Consider the following 15,947-nt stretch of genomic DNA (forward strand, 5'->3'; position numbering starts at 1 on the left):
ATGCTGCTGCCGGTTCTGCCGTCATGGCGCATGACGGGCCGACCGTCGACATCGCATCCGAGATGCGGACCGCCTATCTTGATTATGCGATGTCGGTCATCGTCAGCCGCGCGATCCCCGATCTGCGCGACGGGCTCAAGCCCGTGCACCGGCGCATCCTGTTCGCGATGGACGAGACGGGCAATACCTTCGACAAGTCCTATCGCAAATCGGCCCGCCCGGTCGGCGACGTGATGGGCAAGTATCACCCGCATGGCGATGCGGCGATCTATGACGCGCTCGTGCGGATGGCGCAGGATTTTTCCATGTCGCTGCCGCTGCTGGACGGGCAGGGCAATTTCGGGTCGATGGACGGCGATGCGCCGGCCGCGATGCGCTATACCGAGGTCCGGATGGCCAAGGCGGCCAACTGGCTGCTGATGGACATCGACAAGGACACGGTCGAGTTCCAGGACAATTATGACGGCAAGGACCGCGAGCCAACCGTCCTGCCGGCGCGCTTTCCCAACATGCTGGTAAACGGCGCGGGCGGCATCGCCGTCGGCATGGCGACCAACATCCCGCCTCACAACCTCGGCGAGATCGTGGATGCCACGCTGGCCCTGATCGAAAACCCCGACATCCCGACCGAACGGCTGCTGGACATCGTGCCCGGCCCGGATTTCCCCACGGGCGGGACGATCCTTGGCCGGTCGGGCGTACGCAAGGCCTATCTGGAAGGGCGCGGCTCGATCGTGGTGCGCGCGCGCACGCGGGTCGAGACGATCCGCGCCGGGCGCGAGGCCATCGTGCTGGACGACGTGCCCTATCAGGTCAACAAGGCAAGCCTGATCGAACGGATCGCCGAACTGGCCAAGGACAAGAAGATCGAGGGCATCGCCCATGTCCAGGACGAATCCGACCGCCACGGCGTCCGCGTCGTCATCGAGCTGAAGCGCGATGCCACGGCCGAGGTGGTGCTGAACCAGCTTTACCGTTTTACCCCGATGCAGACCTCGTTCGGGGCCAACATGCTGGCGCTGAACGGCGGGCGGCCCGAACAGCTGACTTTGCGCGATTTCCTGACCCACTTCATCGCCTTCCGCGAGGAAGTGGTGGCCCGCCGCACGGCGTTCGAGCTGCGCAAGGCACGAGAGCGCAGCCATGTCCTGTGCGGCCTTGCCGTCGCCGTGTCGAACGTGGACGAGGTGGTGGCCACGATCCGCGCCAGCCAGGACGCCGCCCAGGCGCGCGAGCGGCTGATGGAACGGCGCTGGCCGGCGCATGAGATCGTGGAATATCTGCGCCTGATCGACGACCCGCTGCATCCCGTCAACGACGACGGCACCTATAATCTGTCGGAAACGCAGGCACGCGCGATCCTTGACCTGCGCCTGCAGCGCCTGACCCAGCTTGGCGTTCAGGAGGTCACGGACGAGCTGAAGACGCTGGCCGATTCGATCCGCGACTATCTGGCGATCCTGGCCAGCCGTGACAGGATCATGGCCATCATCGCCGCCGAACTGGCCGAGGCCAGGGAACTGTTCGCCGTTCCCCGCCGGACCGAGATCACCGAATGGGCGGGCGATCTGGATGACGAGGACCTGATCGAGCGCGAGGACATGGTCGTGACGATCACCTCGGGCGGCTATATCAAGCGCACCCCCTTGGCCGAATTCCGCAGCCAGCGGCGCGGCGGCAAGGGCCTGTCCTCGATGGCGACCAAGGAAGACGACGTGGTGACGACGCTGTTCGTCGCCAACACCCATACCGAGCTGCTGTTCTTCACCACGGACGGGATGGTCTATCGGCTCAAGACTTGGCGGCTGCCGCTGGGCGGGCGCACGGCCCGCGGCAAGGCGCTGGTCAACATCCTGCCCATCGACGGCGGCACCTCGATCGCCGCGCTGATGCCGGTGGATGTGCCCGAGGCCGATTGGGACGACCTGCAGGTCGTCTTTGCCACCTCGGACGGGGATGTGCGCCGCAATGCGCTGTCTGATTTCACCTCGATCAACCGCGCCGGCAAGATCGCGATGAAGCTGCCCGAGGGCGTCAGCCTGGTGGATGTGCGCATCGCCGACGACCAGGACGACGTGATGCTGGTCACGGCGCAGGGGCGCGCGATCCGCTTCCCCACGACGGATGTGCGCATCTTCAAGGGCCGCGATTCGACCGGGGTTCGGGGCATCCGGCTGGCACCGGGCGACCGGGTCGTGTCCATGTCGATCATCCGCCATTTCGAGGCATCGCCCGAGGAACGCGCGGCCTATATCAAGATGCGCCGGGCGGTCGAGGGCGCGCTGGATGACGGGGCCGAGGCCGATGACGAGGAAAACGTCGCCGAAGCCGCCCTTTCGGCCGAACGTTATGCCGGGATGAGCGCGCATGAGGACCTGATCCTGACCGTCACGGTCCGCGGATCGGGCAAGCTGTCATCCTCGCATGATTATCCGGTGCGCGGGCGCGGCGGCCAGGGCGTGATGGCGATGGACAAGGCCATGCGCGGCGGGCCGCTGGTCGCCAGCTTCCCGGTGGCGCGGGACGACCAGGTGATGCTGGCGACCTCGACCGGGCAGTCGATCCGGGTGCCGGTGGACGGGATCAGCTTCCGCTCACGGTCCGCGGGGGGGTGCGTGTTCTGAATGCGGCCGAGGGCGAGGAAGTCGTGACCGTTGCCCGCGTGGCCGACCAGGGAGATGAGCCTGGAGAGGCCGGCACCTGACAGGCCCGGCAAGGCGCGCGAGGGCGTGGCCGTCCTTGCCCCAGCGGGCCGCTGCCCCATCCCCGGCACAGTGGGCGCGGGTATTCATGATGCTCACGCCCAGCCCTGTCGCTTGGTATGCCGCAGTGGCCCGGCCCTGGGCCTGCCGTCATGCGCCATGTCCCGCGGCCCTGCCCTTTTGAACCGATCGGCAATGCGCGGCGCGCCTCGGTTGATGGCGGCCGCCCATGGCTTTCTTCTGCACAGGACTATTCGGGGCCGAGCCGCGCCAGCGGCAAGGGGCAGCGCCCCTTTCCCGGGGCGTGGGCCTTTTCAGTCGCGCTCGGCCCCGTCCTCCCCGCCTTCGGCGATTTCCAGCCCCGAGGCGGCGGCGCGGGTGATGCGGGGATCCTGCTCGTCCTCGCGGCCGGGAACCGAAGCCCTGTCCGCCTGACGCGCGCCCTGCGGGGGCACGGCATCGGACATGGCCGTGGCGGCCTGCCCAGGCTGGGCAGAGGCCGGGCCTGGCTCGGCCATCAGCGCGTCGGGGTTGACGATCCGCACCTCGCGATGGGCAAAGGGAATGTCGATGCCGGCTTCGGCAAAGCGCTGGATGATTTCGTGCCGGATCTCGGACGAGACGCTCACGCCCTGGTTGATGTCCGACAGGATCGCCCTGATCTCGAAATCCAGGCTGTCGGCGCCGAAGCCCGTGAACAGGATGGTGGGCGGCGGGTTGATGAGCACGGTCGGCTGATCCTCGGCAATCCGGCGCAAGATATCGGCCACCTGGCGCGTATCGCTGCCATAGGCCACGCCCACCGTGACGATGATCCGGCCCTGCTGGTTGCCGCGCGTCCAGTTCGTCACCTCCTTCGAGATCAGGTCCGAATTGGGGACGATCACGTCGGTGCGGTCGAAGGTCTGGATCTGGGTCGAGCGGACCGAGATGCGCCGGACATAGCCCTGGGCATTGCCGACCTTGATCCAGTCCCCCACCGCCACGGGCCGTTCGACCAGCAGGATGATGCCCGAGACGAAGTTCGACACGATGTTCTGCAGGCCGAAACCGATGCCGACCGAAAGCGCCCCGGCCACGATGGCAAGGCTGGACAGGTTGATCCCGGCAGAGGTGATCGCCACCAGCGCCGAAACGAAGATGCCCAGATATCCAAGCCCGGACACGGCCGCATTCTTGGTGCCTGCGTCCAGTCGCGTGCGCGGCAGGATCGAGGTGCGCACCGTGCCCTGCACCGCCCGCGTCACCGCATAGCCGATGCTGAACACCACGACAAAGGTGATGATCGCGCCGGGTGACAGCCGCACGCCGCCCAGCGACACCCCCTGCCGCAGTCGCGTCCATGCCTCGCCCAGATCCGAGGCGCTTGCCCCCCAGAGCAGCGCCAGCAGCGGCATCGCCCCGATCACCAGCAGAAAGCCGATCAGCACCGGCGCCAGGGCGTCGCGTGAGACACCGCGGTCACGCTTGATGATGGCCCACAGGTCGGTGACGAATTCCTGCAGCAGGATGACAAGCATCGCCAGCCCGATCGTCATCGCCGCCGGCCACAGCAGCGAATTGGCCAGCACGACATAACCCGCCAGCGCCAGCACCGGCGACACCAGGGCGATCAGCCGCCCCGCCCAGCCCAGCGCCGCCATCACCCGCGTGCGATAGGCTGTTCCTTCGTCCCCCGCGGTCGCAGGGCGGTTGCGCAAGAGCAGGGCCAGCCTGAACAGAAGGAACGCGCCCACCAGGATGACGGGCAGATGCCAGACACCGGCGGCGGCATCGCTGACATCAAGGGGGATGCGGCTGCCGACGGGTTCCTTGCCGCGGATGCCTGACAGCGGCAGCAGTGCCCGCCCGACCGCATGATGCAGCGCAAGCGCCCCGGCCAGGGCGGTGCCGTAAAGCCGGCCCTCCTGCCGGACGGGCAGCGCATAGCATATGGGCGGATCGCCCGTGGCGGGAAAAAACCGCCCGATCAGCCAGCGCCCGCCGAACAGGATCAGCGCCGCGACCGGCATGACCATCAGGATCGGCCTTGCCCAGGGCCCGGCAAGCCCGGTCGTGTCAAGCGCGCGCACAAACAGATAGGCGCCCGTCGTGGGCACCACGATCTGGCCCAGCGAAACCGCAAAGGCCACCGCATCGCGCGAATAGTCGCTGGCACGCGAGCCAAGGCGCGAGGGCAGCGAATCGATCCAGCGCCGGCCCAGCACCAGCAGCCCCAGCGCCAGTGCCAGATAAAGGCCCACCAAGGGCAGCCGCTCGATCAGGGCATCACGGGCCTGGCCGTAGGTGCGGTCGCGCACGTCCTGGGCAATCCCGCGCAGGATCTTCACCCCGTCCGCCGCTGCCGCCATCCAGCTGGACGGCAGCAGCGGCGAGGGGGTCTGGCGCAGCAGGTCGTCGGTGCGGCGGGCGCGGATCGTCTCGTCGATGGCGCGGATCAGGCTGTCGGCGCGGCGATAGGCCTCGTCCGCGCGCTGGCCCGGCGCCTGCAACTGGGCAAGCTCGGCATTCAGCTGCTTGCGGCGCGCGGCGATGTCGGGCGCTTCGGTCTGGCCTTCGGCGGGCGCAGGGCCCAGCCCGGCGATCTGATCCCTGAGCGCCGCGATGCGCGGCCCGTTCAGCGACTGCGCCTGGGAAAAGCGGTCGCGCCAGCCTGCGATCTCGGCCCGCGCCCGGTCCAGCGCATCGGCCGGGGTCGCGTCCGACTGCAACTGTTCGTCGGCATGGCGGGCAACCTGATCCCAGTTGGCATAGTCCGGCTCGTCCTGGGCCATAGCCGGCAGCGCCAGCGCCAGCGCCAGCCACAGCGCGGCGGCCAATGCCTGCATGCCGGCGGCAAGCCGCCGCACGGCTGCGCTCTGTCGACCTGTTCGCATCATGGGATCAGTTTTCGGTCACGTCGGGCAGCGTCGATGCGCCGCGTTCCAGCCAGTGCGGCACCGGCAAACCCTTGTCGCGCAGGAATGCGGGATTCCACAGCTTGGTCAGATAGCGGGTGCCTGAATCGCACAGCACCGTGACGATCGTCTTGCCCGGCCCCATGTCGCGGGCCATGCGCATCGCGCCGGCGACGTTGATGCCAGACGAGCCGCCAAGGCACAGCCCCTCATGTTCGAGCAGCCCGAACAGGACCGGCAGCGCCTCCTCATCAGGAACCTGGCAGGCGAAATCGGGGGTGAATCCCTTCAGGTTTGCCGTCACCCGCCCCTGCCCGATCCCCTCGGTGATCGAATTTCCGCGCGAGGCCAGCTCGCCCCCCGAGTACCACGAAAACATCGCCGACCCTTCGGGATCGGCGACGCCGATCCGCACGCCCCTGGGCTGCAGCGCCATCCCGACCCCGGCAAGCGTCCCGCCCGATCCGACCGCGCAGATGAACCCGTCCACCCGGCCCCCGGTCTGTTCCCAGATCTCGGGCCCGGTGGTTTCGAAATGCGCCTTGCGGTTGGCCAGGTTGTCGAACTGGTTGGCCCAGATGGCCCCGCCGGGCAGCGATCGGGCCAGCGCCTCGGCCAGCCGGCCGGAATAGCGGACATAGTTGTTGGGATCCTTGTAGGGCACGGCCGGCACCTCGACCAGTTCGGCCCCGGCAAGGCGCAGCATGTCCTTCTTTTCCTGGCTCTGGGTTTCGGGGATCACGATGACCGAGTGAAAGCCCATCGAGGCGCCGACCAGCGCAAGGCCGATGCCAGTGTTTCCGGCCGTCCCCTCGACGATGGTGCCGCCCGGGCGCAGCTCGCCCCGCGCGACGGCCTCGCGGATGATGTAAAGCGCGGCGCGGTCCTTGACAGACTGGCCGGGGTTCATGAACTCGGCCTTTCCCCAGATCTCGCACCCCGTTTCCTCAGAGGCGCGGTTGAGGCGGATCAGCGGCGTATGTCCGATGGCCGCGGCGAGATCAGGATAGTTTCGCATGGGTCAGCCCTCAAGGTTACCCTGCCGTTTAACCCCGGCAGGCAAGGCGCGGCAACCCGTCAGCCCCCAAGGCAGGCCGGCCCGCCTATCCCCAGGGTGCCGCTGCGCCTTGCCCCGTCGCCCGCGCCGGTCAGCCCTTGCCCGCCTGCAGGCGGGGCGCCATGCGGTCCAGCCAAAGCGCCAGGATCATCAAGGGTCCGCTGACGATGCGACCATCCAGCGTCATGCGCGTAAGCTCCTCTCGGGCCAGCAGGGTGCCGCGGATGTCCTCGCCCTCGCTGTCCAGTCCGGAAACCGTTGCGATCCCATCGGGCAGATCGGCGATCCCGACAAAGGAATAGACATATTCGGCCATGATGCCGGGCGAGGGATAATGCGCCGGAACGGGGATCAACCGGCCCAGCGTGATCCCCGCCTCCTCCTCGGCCTCGCGCCGGGCGGTGGTTTCCGGGCTTTCGCCCGCGTCGATGCGGCCGGCAATGGGTTCGTGAACCCAAGGCTGCGCATCCCCGCGGGCGGCCGGTCCCGCGCGCAGCTGATCGACCAGCAGAACCCGGTCGCGGACGGGATCCCAGGGCAGAACGACCACTGCATCGCCCGAAACGAAGACGGCCCGTTCCACGGGCGCCGACCAGCCGCCGCGGTGCAGGCGATGGCGCAGGCGCAGTTCATGGACCGAGAAGTAGGCGGCATAGGGCTCCCGGCGCTCTTCGATCCGCAGGCGGTCGGGATCGGCAGGGCCGGGCGGCAAGGGCAGGCCGCGCTCGTCCTCGGCACGGCGCTGCGAGGCGACCCACCCGGCGATCAGGGGCAGGCGCTTGCGGATCAGGGCGACAGGCTGGGTGCTGGCGGCGATGGCCCGCGCGATGGCGGCGGCAAGCGCAGGGTCGGCGGCATCGTGCGGGGGCGATGGGGCGCCCGAGGGGTTCAGCCCCAGGACAGGCCCGTGGGGGCCAGGCACGGGCACCAGCTCCATGACCTCGGCATAGCGCCGCAGCGCCTGGTTGGGCAGCACCGGCACAAGAGGGCCGCAGCCGCCGGGCGCCCCGCCCTTAAGGGAGGGGCTGCAAGATTGCGCGCCCAGCCCCGTTCCGTCATCCGCTGCCGCGCCGGCCGCGTTCAGGCCAAGGGCCTTCATCACCGCCGGCTCTGCCAGCATGCCTGCCAGCAGGACAATCCCGTCGTCGCTCAAACCCCTGCCCTCCTTGTGCGGACCGGCGCCGCGGGCGACGCCGCCCCTGTCATAGGCCAGACATGCGCCGACGAGAAGGCGCCAGCGGACCGCCACGGCAGCCGCGCAGGCCGGGGCCGCTTACCCTAGTCCCATTCATGCACAGCAGGTCCAAGGCCCCGTTCCTCGCAACCCGCACCGCCTGCCAAAGAAGGCGCTTGCCCAAGGCCACAGGCAATGCCCTATGCAAAGGACCGGCTGGTTATCCCGTAGGAGGCTCCATACCCACCGAGGCAAAAGCGAAAATCTTGTCATGTCCCCCTTGCGCTTCGGCCCGGCGCTGTGTAACCCCCGCGCTCACCACCCATAGAGCGCGGAGAGGTGCCGGAGTGGTCGAACGGGGCGGTCTCGAAAACCGTTGAGCCTGCAAGGGTTCCGTGGGTTCGAATCCCACCCTCTCCGCCAGTTTTCCATTGAGATGGAAAAATACCAGCGAACAACAGAAGGCGACAAGCCTGCGCCGCTGATCGTTCAGCCACTTTGCTGTGCCCCTGTTAACGCATCCATCTGAATCTGAACTCCGGCCCATGGAAAGGACCGGACATAAAGAGAGCCAAAGTCTCCTAAGAGCATATCATTACGGTCTTGAGAGATGAGAATGCGGGGCCGAAAACAGCCGAGGCTTGCCGCAGGCACGGGATCAGCAGCACGGCGTTTCATGCCCGAGGGGCTAAGCTAGGCGGCATGGAACCTTCCGCGTCCAAGCCGCTGAAGGCGCTCAGGGTCGGGAACCCAAGCTGAAGCGCCCGGTGGGCGAAACGATGCCCGACAGGACTGTGCCAAAGGATCTGCTGTTCAACATGCTCATGGGGCAGGTCAGGAACAGTCCGGCGGCTGTTTTCCAGACGATTGGCCCGCCGCCGGGCAAGGCGCGCAAGCCACAGCAACGCAGAGACAGGCTAAAGGATCAATCAAGCATGGCGGACGGTGAGGGATTCGAACCCTCGAGACGGTTCCCCGCCTACACACTTTCCAGGCGTGCGCCTTCGACCACTCGGCCAACCGTCCATGCCCGCGCGGTTTAGCGCGGGGTTGCGCGGCGCGCAAGCGGGCAACGCGCGCGGGCGGTCAGGGGCGCCCGGTCACAGGCGAGAGATGCGCGCCTGCAGCTCAGCCAGCTGGCGGCGGATGTCCTCGGCCTCGGCCGAAAGGGGCGCATCGGGCTGCGCCCTGGTGCCCGATGGGGACGGATCGCCTGCGCCCAGCGCGGGGCCGGTCCAGCCCGCCATCATCGCGCGCAGGAAAGCCTGCTGCTGGCGCTGCATCTCGGCAAAGCCGGGCATCGAGGCCATGGGGTGCTGCAGGGCCGTAAGCTGTTCAAGCATCCTCGACTGGCCATTGCGCAGCATCTCGAAGCTGGCGGCGAGGAACTGCGGCACGACCGATTGCGCCTGCGCGGTATAGCTGCGCACCAGATCGGTCAGCACCTCCAGCGGCAGGACGTTTTCGCCCCGGCTTTCATGTTCTGCAATGATCTGCAGCAGATATTGCCGCGTCAGGTCGTCGCCCGAGCGCAGATCGACGATGCGGACCTCGCGCCCCTCGCGGATCATGCGGGCGATCTCGTCCAGCGTGACATAATCACTGGTTTCGGTGTTGTAGAGCCGCCTGCTCGCATAGCGCTTGATGAGCAGGGGCTCGGTCGGCTTGTCGGTCTGGGAAGGCATGGCCCGTCATGTCTGGTGCTGCGCAGTGATGATGGGGAACCAGACCCGCGATTGCAAAAGAAAAACGCGCGCCCCAAGGGTGGGACGCGCGCCTCGGACGATGCCGGCCCTGCCGCGGCGGGCCGAATGGGCCGGTCAGCCCTGCGTCTTGTTGGTCAGGTTGCTGGCGGCGTCCTGAACCTGGCGGGTCGCCTTCTGGACATTGGCCGAGGCGTTTTCGGCCATGCGCTGCATGTCGCCCTGAACATCCTTGCCGGCGTTCATCAGCAGGTCGACGGTTTCCATCTGAACCTTCTTGGCGATCTCGGCATAGGCCGACATGTGCTCGGCGGCCAGCTCGGCGGCAGCCGAGGCGAAATCGGACATCGCCTTGGCATAATCCGCCGGCTGCTCTTTCGAGGTCGCCAGTTCGGCCATGCGGGCGATGGTGTCCTTGGCCCATGCGGCCGACACCTCGGTCGAGCGCTCGGCGGCGTGCAGCGCCACGCGGCTCATCCGCTCGCCCAGCTGCGACTGGCTCTTGAAAGCCTCGGTCAGCGATGAGGTATCCATGGGAAGGTTCTGCATCATGTCCTGGAAGCCCTTGGTAAAGTCGGGAGCCTTGGCCATCATCTCTCTCCATCAATGGCGGGTCGGTCGGGGTAGTAACCCTCTAGATGCTGCGGTGCAGCATTTCAAGACATTTATGCTGCACCGCAGCGATGCGGCGCAGCCTCCCTGCGGCTGGCGTCATCATGCCTTTTCCAGCACATAGCGGCCCGGTGCGGGATAAAGGCCATCATGGGGCGCACGGGCGGGGATCATCTCGCCCGACCGCTCGGCCAGCCACGCGCCCCACAATGTCCACCAGCTGCCCGGCCGGAACTCTGCCGCCGCGCGCCAGGCCTCGGCCCCGCCCCCAAAGCCTGCATCCGAGATGTAATGCCCATACTTGACCCTGCCGGGCGGGTTGATGATGCCGGCGACATGGCCCGATTCGGACAGGATGAAGGTCTTGTCCGGCGATCCCATCTGCGCCACCCCGGCCCAGCTGTGCAGCCAGGGCGCGATGTGGTCGTTCTCGCAGGCCACGGCGCACAGGGGCAATGTCACCTCGGACAGATGAACGCGGCGGCCCAGGATCTCGAAGCCGTCGGCCGCCAAGGCGTTGCGCTGGCACAGATCACGCAGATACTGCGTCACCATACGCCCCGGCAGGTTGGTGCCGTCCCCGTTCCAGTAGAGCAGATCGAAGGCCGGCGGCGTCTCGCCCATCATGTAGCTGCGGATCGCTGGTCCCCAGACAAGATCATTGGCCCGAAGAAAGCTGAAGGTCCGCTGCATCAGCTGAGACGACAGATAGCCGGTGCGGGAAACCTCGTCCTCGATCCCGCCGACGAAATCGTCCTGCAGGAAGGTCGTGAACTCTCCCTGATCGGAAAAATCGGTCAGGGTCGTCAGGAAGGTCGCCGAGCGGACGCGCGTATCCCCCTGCTGGTGCATCAGGGCGAGCGTCGCCGACAGCGTGGTGCCTGCGATGCAATAGCCGACGGCGTTAAGCTGCGGCTCGCCCGTCAGGTCCAGCACCTTGCCGATCACGTCCAGATAGGCGGCGACATAATCATCCATGGACAGGCCGGCATCCTCGGCGCGCGGGTTCTTCCATGAAACGACGAACAGCGTATAGCCCTGATCGACGATCCACCGCAGCAGGCTGTTCTGCGGCCTCAGATCCATGATGTAGTATTTGTTGATCCAGGGCGGGAACACGACGACAGGCGTGCGGTGAACCTGATCGGTCGCGGGGGCAAACTGGATCAGCTCGAACAGGTCGGTGCGATGGACGACCTCGCCGGGCGTCGCGCCGATATTCTCGCCGACCTGGAAGGCGTCGGGATCGGCCAGCGAGACGACCAGATCGCCCCCGCCCCGCTCGATGTCGCGCACGAGGTTTTCAAGGCCCCTGACGAGGCTCTCGCCTTCTGTCTCGATCGCGCGCTGCAGCGCGTCGGGATTGGTGGCCAGAAAGTTCGTCGGGGCCAGCATGTCGATCATCTGCCGCGTGAACCATTCCACCCGCCGCCGCTCGGCATCATTCTCGATCGACAGGTCTGCCGCCGCCTGGCGAAGGGCGTCGGCATTGATCTGATACTGGTTGCGCACGAAGCTGTAGAACGGGTTCGTCTGCCACAAGGGGTTCTTGAAGCGGCGATCCTCGGCTGCCTCGGTGCGGGGGGCGGACAGGTTGCGCGCGAACGCCTCCTGCGCGACGGCGACATGGCGAAGGGTCTGCCCCCAGAAGCGCACCTGCTGCTCGATGATGCGCGCGGGCTGCTGGGCGGCCAGCCTGAACCAGGCCCCCGCGACCGAGCCATAGAAGGCCGGGCCAGGCCCTTCGATGGCGGGGGTGTGCATCGGGCGCGCGGCAAGGGCCGCCAGCAGGCGCTGGCCCAGCGTCTCGATCCGCTCGATGTTCTCGGCCAGCCGCGCGGGCAGGTCGGGCACGGTCAGCGGGTTGGCCCGGCTCTCGCCATCCGTGTCCTTCACGGCGGCCGCGGCGGCGCCCCCTGCCCCGCTTTCCGGCCCGCCCGCAGCCACGCTGTCCGCTCCATTGGCCGGCCCCGAGGCCGAAGCGGCCTCACCCGCCGGATCGGCCGACGTCAGCGCGGCGGGGGCCGCGCTGTCATCTGCGCCGCTGGGCGCGGCATTGCCCTGCGCGATCACCCGATCGGCTTCGTCATCGGCAGCGGTCCCGGTGGGGGACAGGGGCATCGCGGGCTCAGACGCCGCGCTGCCCACCAGCCGGTTCTCAGCCGCGCCCCCATCGGGCGCCTCCCCCTCGGGCGAGCCGGCAGGCGGGGGCATGACCGGGGCGGATGCCGCGGCAATCGGCTCATCTGTCCGCTCCGCGGCGGAGGGCGCCGCAGGAAGCTGCGCGCCCTGCGGGTCTGACGCCGCGTCAGCCTGCGCGGTGCCTGCGTCCGGGGCAGGCGCCGGGGGCGCCGGCGCATCTGCCGCAGGCGCCACCGCGTCGGGTTCTGCCGCCGAAGGAAGCGGGGCCGCCGCAGGCAGCTTGCCCGGCGCGTCACCGCCAGCCGGGGCAGCCACCAGATCGGCGGCCATGTCCGCGGTGACAAGGGCCGCGGCCGTTTCGGCAGGAACGGCTTCCAGCGCCGCCGCAAAGTCCTCGGGCGAGGCCGCGCCCTGCGGGGCATCGCCGGCAGGGCCGGTATCGCCAAAGCCCGCCTCGGGGATGCGGGGGGCGGTGCCCTGGCCGGCCTCGGCGCCGCCGTCTGCGGAAGGGCCGGGCGCGGCGCCTGCGGCAAGGGGGGCGGCGCCATCTTGGGGCAGGCCATCCATGTTCATGGCGATGTCCCTTGCCGCATCCGGCTGGGCCGGGTCGATCCCGCCTGCGGCCGGGTTCTTCTTGTCACGCTTCCTTGCCATGGCACCAGCTCCTCCCTACCGTGCTTCAATTAGACTCGGTTCACGAAATTCGTAAACCGGACTTTGCGCCTCAAGCGGCATTTACGAAGGATCGCACCGATGACCTACAAGGGATACCGGGGGATTGTGTCCTACGACGCGATGGAAACCCTGAGGAACACCAACGAATGGATGGGCGCATCGGCACGCGCCATCGCCTCCTATCCCATCTTCGCCCTGATGCCGACGCCGCTGTTCAAGATGCTCTCGGCCTGGGGGCGCGTCACCGAACGCAGCTTTGCCCGCATGGTCATCAAGCCCGATTGGGAAATCCCCCCCATCGCCGGGAAAGAGGGGCAGGACCATATCGTCTATGTCGAGCCGGAACTGGAACGTCCCTTCGGCAATCTCGTGCGTTTCCGCGTGGCCCGGCGCGATCCGATGGAACGCCGGGTGCTGCTGGTGGCGCCCATGTCGGGCCATTATGCGACACTGCTGCGTTCCACCGTGACCTCGCTGCTGCCCGATTGCGATGTTTGGGTGACCGATTGGACCAATGCCCGCGATATCCCGGTCAGCGCGGGCAAGTTCGACATAGAGGACTATACCCGCTATCTGGTCGATTTCATGACACATCTGGGGCCGGACCTGCATATCGTCGCGGTCTGCCAGCCCGCCCCGCTGGCCCTGGCTGCAACCGCGCTGCTGGCCGAGGAAAACCCCGCCGCCCAGCCGCGCACGCTGACGCTGATCGGCGGCCCGATCGATCCGGACGCCGCCGCCACCGAGGTCACCGATTTCGGCAACCGCGTCACGATGGGAGAGCTGGAGCAGTTCGTCATCCAGCAGGTCGGCTTCAAATACAAGGGCGCGGGCCGGATGGTTTATCCGGGATTGGCCCAGCTGGCATCGTTCATCGCGATGAATGCCGATACCCACCGACAGGCCTTCATGGACAAGATCTTCGCCGAGGCGTCCGGACAGGGCACCGAGGGCGACCGCCACAACAAATTCTATGACGAATATCTTGCCGTCATGGACATGACCGCCGAATTCTACCTTTCCACCGTCGATCGCATCTTCAAAAAGCTCGAGATCGCGCAGAATCGTTTCAGCGTGGGCGGCAAACCCGTGGATATCGGCCGAATCACCAATGTGGCCGTGATGACGGTCGAGGGCGCGAATGACGATATCTCCGCCCCCGGCCAATGCGTCGCGGCGCTGGATCTGTGTACGGGGCTGCCGGATCAGAAAAAGGCACAGCATCTGGAGCCGGGGGCCGGACATTACGGGATCTTTGCCGGCAAGAGCTGGCGGTTGAATATCCGGCCGCTGGTGCTTGATTTCATTGACGAACATTCCCGCGACCCCGCCCGGGCCCAACGCAAGCGCCGCCGAGCCGACAAGGCCCGCAACGATACAGGCGGCGCGCCCCCCGCTGCGCTGTCCAAGGCAGACGGGGTCGCGGATCAGCCTGACGCCGACAGGGCGGCCGCATCGCCAGAGCCGTCCGGCAATGCCAGCATGCCCGTCTGAGCGCCCGCCGCGGGGAAGGAGCCCCGCGGCGCCTTTGCGGTTGACCGCTGCAAACAGGACAGGGGTGCCCCATGAGCGAGCGCGATACATTCTGGAAACGGTTTGAGGATGTGAGGGCCGGGATGCTGGGCTGCGCGCCAGAATGGCGGCTGGTGCCCATGTCGCATTACGCCGACCCCGAGGAAGGCGCCCTGTGGTTCATCACGGCGGCAGGCACCGATCTGGCCGAAAGCGTCGCGGCCGGCCCGCAAAAGGCTGTCCATGCCGTCAGCAGCCAGGGCGGCAAGCTGTATGCCCGGATCGAGGGACGGCTTTCCTTGTCCGACGACCGGGAAAAGCTGGACGAGATATGGAATGCCGTCGCCTCGAGCTGGTTCGAGGAAGGCAAGCGCGATGATGATGTGCGGCTGCTCAGGCTGTCGCTTGATCTTGCCGAGGTGTGGACGACTGATGGCGCGCTTTCCTTCCTCTACGAGATCGCCAAGTCCAAGGTGACGGGCGCCAAGCCCGACATGGGCGATCATTTCACCGTCGATTTCACCTGACGGCGCCGATGGCGGCGGCGCGCGGCCAATGCCGTGCCCGCCGGTCTGCCGGCCAGGTGCCGGCCCTAAAGGCGCAGCAGACAGACCAGACCAGGCAGGATGTCAGCGAATGCTGACATCCTCGATGGCGGCCCGGATCATCTGCAGATGTTCAGGTTGCGAAAACCGGTGGTCAGCATCCTCCACGATCGTCAGTTCGATGTCCGGCCCCTCGGCATGATCGCGCAGGGCTGTCGCCTCGGATGGCGGCACCTCTTGGTCGGCCTTGCCCTGCAGCATCCGCACCGGCATCGTCAGCAGCAGCGGCGCATCAAAAATCCGGTTGTCCTCCCCCTGCTCGAACAGCCGGTGCGAAAAGACGTAATCCTCGCCATAGGCGCTCGGCCGGGTGATCCGCCCCTGCTCGGCCAGGGCGGCGCGCTCTTCCTCGCCCATTTCCTGCTGCATGCGCCGGGTGAAATCGGGCGCCGCGGCGATGGTCACCAGCCCGGCCCAGCGGCGCGGATCTTCGCGCGCCAGCAGCAGGGCCAGCCAGCCGCCCAGTGACGATCCGACCAGAACCTGCGGCCCTAGCGCCTGGGCGTCGATGATCTCGCGGGCATCGTCCAGCCAGTCGGTGATCCCGAAATCCTCGACGGCGCCATCGCTTTCGCCGTGACCGGCCAGGTCAAAGCGCAGCATCCCCCTGCCCGTCTCGCGGCACCATTCCTCCAGATCAAGCGCCTTGGTCCCGTTCCGGTCCGACCGGAATCCGTGGATGAACACGACGCCCGGCAGCGCGCCGCCCCCGTCCAGCCTGTCAAAGGCAAGCCGCCGCCCGCCGCGTGTCTGGAAATGCCCGCTCATGATCCGCGTCCTTTCGGTTTCTTCTGCACGGAAATATCCCACGGGGGTCCGGGGGCGTGAAGCCCCCGGCTGCAACAGCGGCGCCTTGGCATTGACAGCG

General features: G+C 67.4%; 9 protein-coding genes, 2 tRNA genes and 1 pseudogene. 4 read left to right on the top strand and 8 right to left on the bottom strand.

The window, feature by feature from the left end:
- Positions 1–23: 23 nt before the first annotated feature.
- A pseudogene (gene gyrA, locus B0A89_RS00315) lies at positions 24–2,704 on the top strand (DNA gyrase subunit A).
- A 312-nt stretch (positions 2,705–3,016) separates the two neighbouring features.
- Here the strand turns inward: gyrA and B0A89_RS00320 are convergent.
- The 3 genes from B0A89_RS00320 to B0A89_RS00330 form a co-directional block, all read right to left on the bottom strand.
- A complete protein-coding gene (locus B0A89_RS00320) occupies positions 3,017–5,551 on the bottom strand; it encodes a DUF3772 domain-containing protein (RefSeq protein ID WP_169712116.1) in 2,535 nt (844 codons plus the stop codon).
- Positions 5,552–5,585: 34 nt separating this feature from the next.
- Positions 5,586–6,617: a cysteine synthase A gene (locus tag B0A89_RS00325; RefSeq protein WP_085376442.1), complete on the bottom strand. Its 1,032-nt coding sequence runs from the start codon at positions 6,615–6,617 to the stop codon at positions 5,586–5,588.
- A gap of 130 nt (positions 6,618–6,747) precedes the next feature.
- Entirely contained in the window at positions 6,748–7,809 is a 1,062-nt protein-coding gene (locus B0A89_RS00330) for an NUDIX domain-containing protein (protein WP_240558576.1), read from the bottom strand.
- Between the two features lie 354 nt (positions 7,810–8,163).
- Here B0A89_RS00330 and B0A89_RS00335 point away from each other — a divergent pair.
- A tRNA-Ser gene (locus B0A89_RS00335) sits at positions 8,164–8,253 on the top strand.
- A 513-nt stretch (positions 8,254–8,766) separates the two neighbouring features.
- On the opposite strand, the gene B0A89_RS00340 is transcribed toward B0A89_RS00335, so the two are convergent.
- The 4 genes from B0A89_RS00340 to phaC all read right to left on the bottom strand — a co-directional run bounded on the left by B0A89_RS00340 (position 8,767) and on the right by phaC (position 12,941).
- Positions 8,767–8,856, bottom strand: a tRNA-Ser gene (locus B0A89_RS00340).
- Positions 8,857–8,930: 74 nt separating this feature from the next.
- Complete coding sequence (phaR, locus tag B0A89_RS00345) at positions 8,931–9,515, bottom strand: polyhydroxyalkanoate synthesis repressor PhaR (RefSeq protein WP_085376443.1); 585 nt, start codon at positions 9,513–9,515, stop codon at positions 8,931–8,933.
- Positions 9,516–9,650: 135 nt separating this feature from the next.
- A complete protein-coding gene (locus B0A89_RS00350; protein ID WP_085378648.1) occupies positions 9,651–10,124 on the bottom strand; it encodes a Phasin in 474 nt (157 codons plus the stop codon).
- A 123-nt stretch (positions 10,125–10,247) separates the two neighbouring features.
- Entirely contained in the window at positions 10,248–12,941 is a 2,694-nt protein-coding gene (phaC, locus tag B0A89_RS00355; protein WP_338045735.1) for a class I poly(R)-hydroxyalkanoic acid synthase, read from the bottom strand.
- A gap of 99 nt (positions 12,942–13,040) precedes the next feature.
- Between phaC and phaZ the strand changes: the two genes are divergently transcribed.
- Positions 13,041–14,456 carry a polyhydroxyalkanoate depolymerase gene (gene phaZ / locus B0A89_RS00360; protein ID WP_085376444.1) on the top strand — a complete coding sequence of 472 codons (1,416 nt, stop codon included), beginning with the start codon at positions 13,041–13,043 and terminating at the stop codon, positions 14,454–14,456.
- A 71-nt stretch (positions 14,457–14,527) separates the two neighbouring features.
- The gene (locus B0A89_RS00365) at positions 14,528–15,001 is read left to right on the top strand and encodes a pyridoxamine 5'-phosphate oxidase family protein (protein ID WP_085376445.1); all 474 of its coding nucleotides are present in this window, start codon (positions 14,528–14,530) and stop codon (positions 14,999–15,001) included.
- A 102-nt stretch (positions 15,002–15,103) separates the two neighbouring features.
- Here the strand turns inward: B0A89_RS00365 and B0A89_RS00370 are convergent, their stop codons facing one another.
- Positions 15,104–15,847 carry an alpha/beta fold hydrolase gene (locus tag B0A89_RS00370; protein ID WP_085376446.1) on the bottom strand — a complete coding sequence of 248 codons (744 nt, stop codon included), beginning with the start codon at positions 15,845–15,847 and terminating at the stop codon, positions 15,104–15,106.
- Positions 15,848–15,947 lie beyond the last annotated feature (100 nt).

It is taken from the genome of Paracoccus contaminans (assembly GCF_002105555.1).
Taxonomy (GTDB): Bacteria; Pseudomonadota; Alphaproteobacteria; order Rhodobacterales; family Rhodobacteraceae; genus Paracoccus; species Paracoccus contaminans.

Bases quoted from the DNA above. Each gene is read 5' to 3' on its own strand.
- phaR (WP_085376443.1), bottom strand. From the start codon at position 9,515: ATGCCTTCCCAGACCGACAAGCCGACCGAGCCCCTGCTCATCAAGCGC.
- B0A89_RS00370 (WP_085376446.1), bottom strand. From the start codon at position 15,847: ATGAGCGGGCATTTCCAGACACGCGGCGGGCGGCGGCTTGCCTTTGAC.
- B0A89_RS00325 (WP_085376442.1), bottom strand. From the start codon at position 6,617: ATGCGAAACTATCCTGATCTCGCCGCGGCCATCGGACATACGCCGCTG.
- phaZ (WP_085376444.1), top strand. From the start codon at position 13,041: ATGACCTACAAGGGATACCGGGGGATTGTGTCCTACGACGCGATGGAA.
- B0A89_RS00350 (WP_085378648.1), bottom strand. From the start codon at position 10,124: ATGGCCAAGGCTCCCGACTTTACCAAGGGCTTCCAGGACATGATGCAG.
- phaC (WP_338045735.1), bottom strand. From the start codon at position 12,941: ATGGCAAGGAAGCGTGACAAGAAGAACCCGGCCGCAGGCGGGATCGAC.
- B0A89_RS00365 (WP_085376445.1), top strand. From the start codon at position 14,528: ATGAGCGAGCGCGATACATTCTGGAAACGGTTTGAGGATGTGAGGGCC.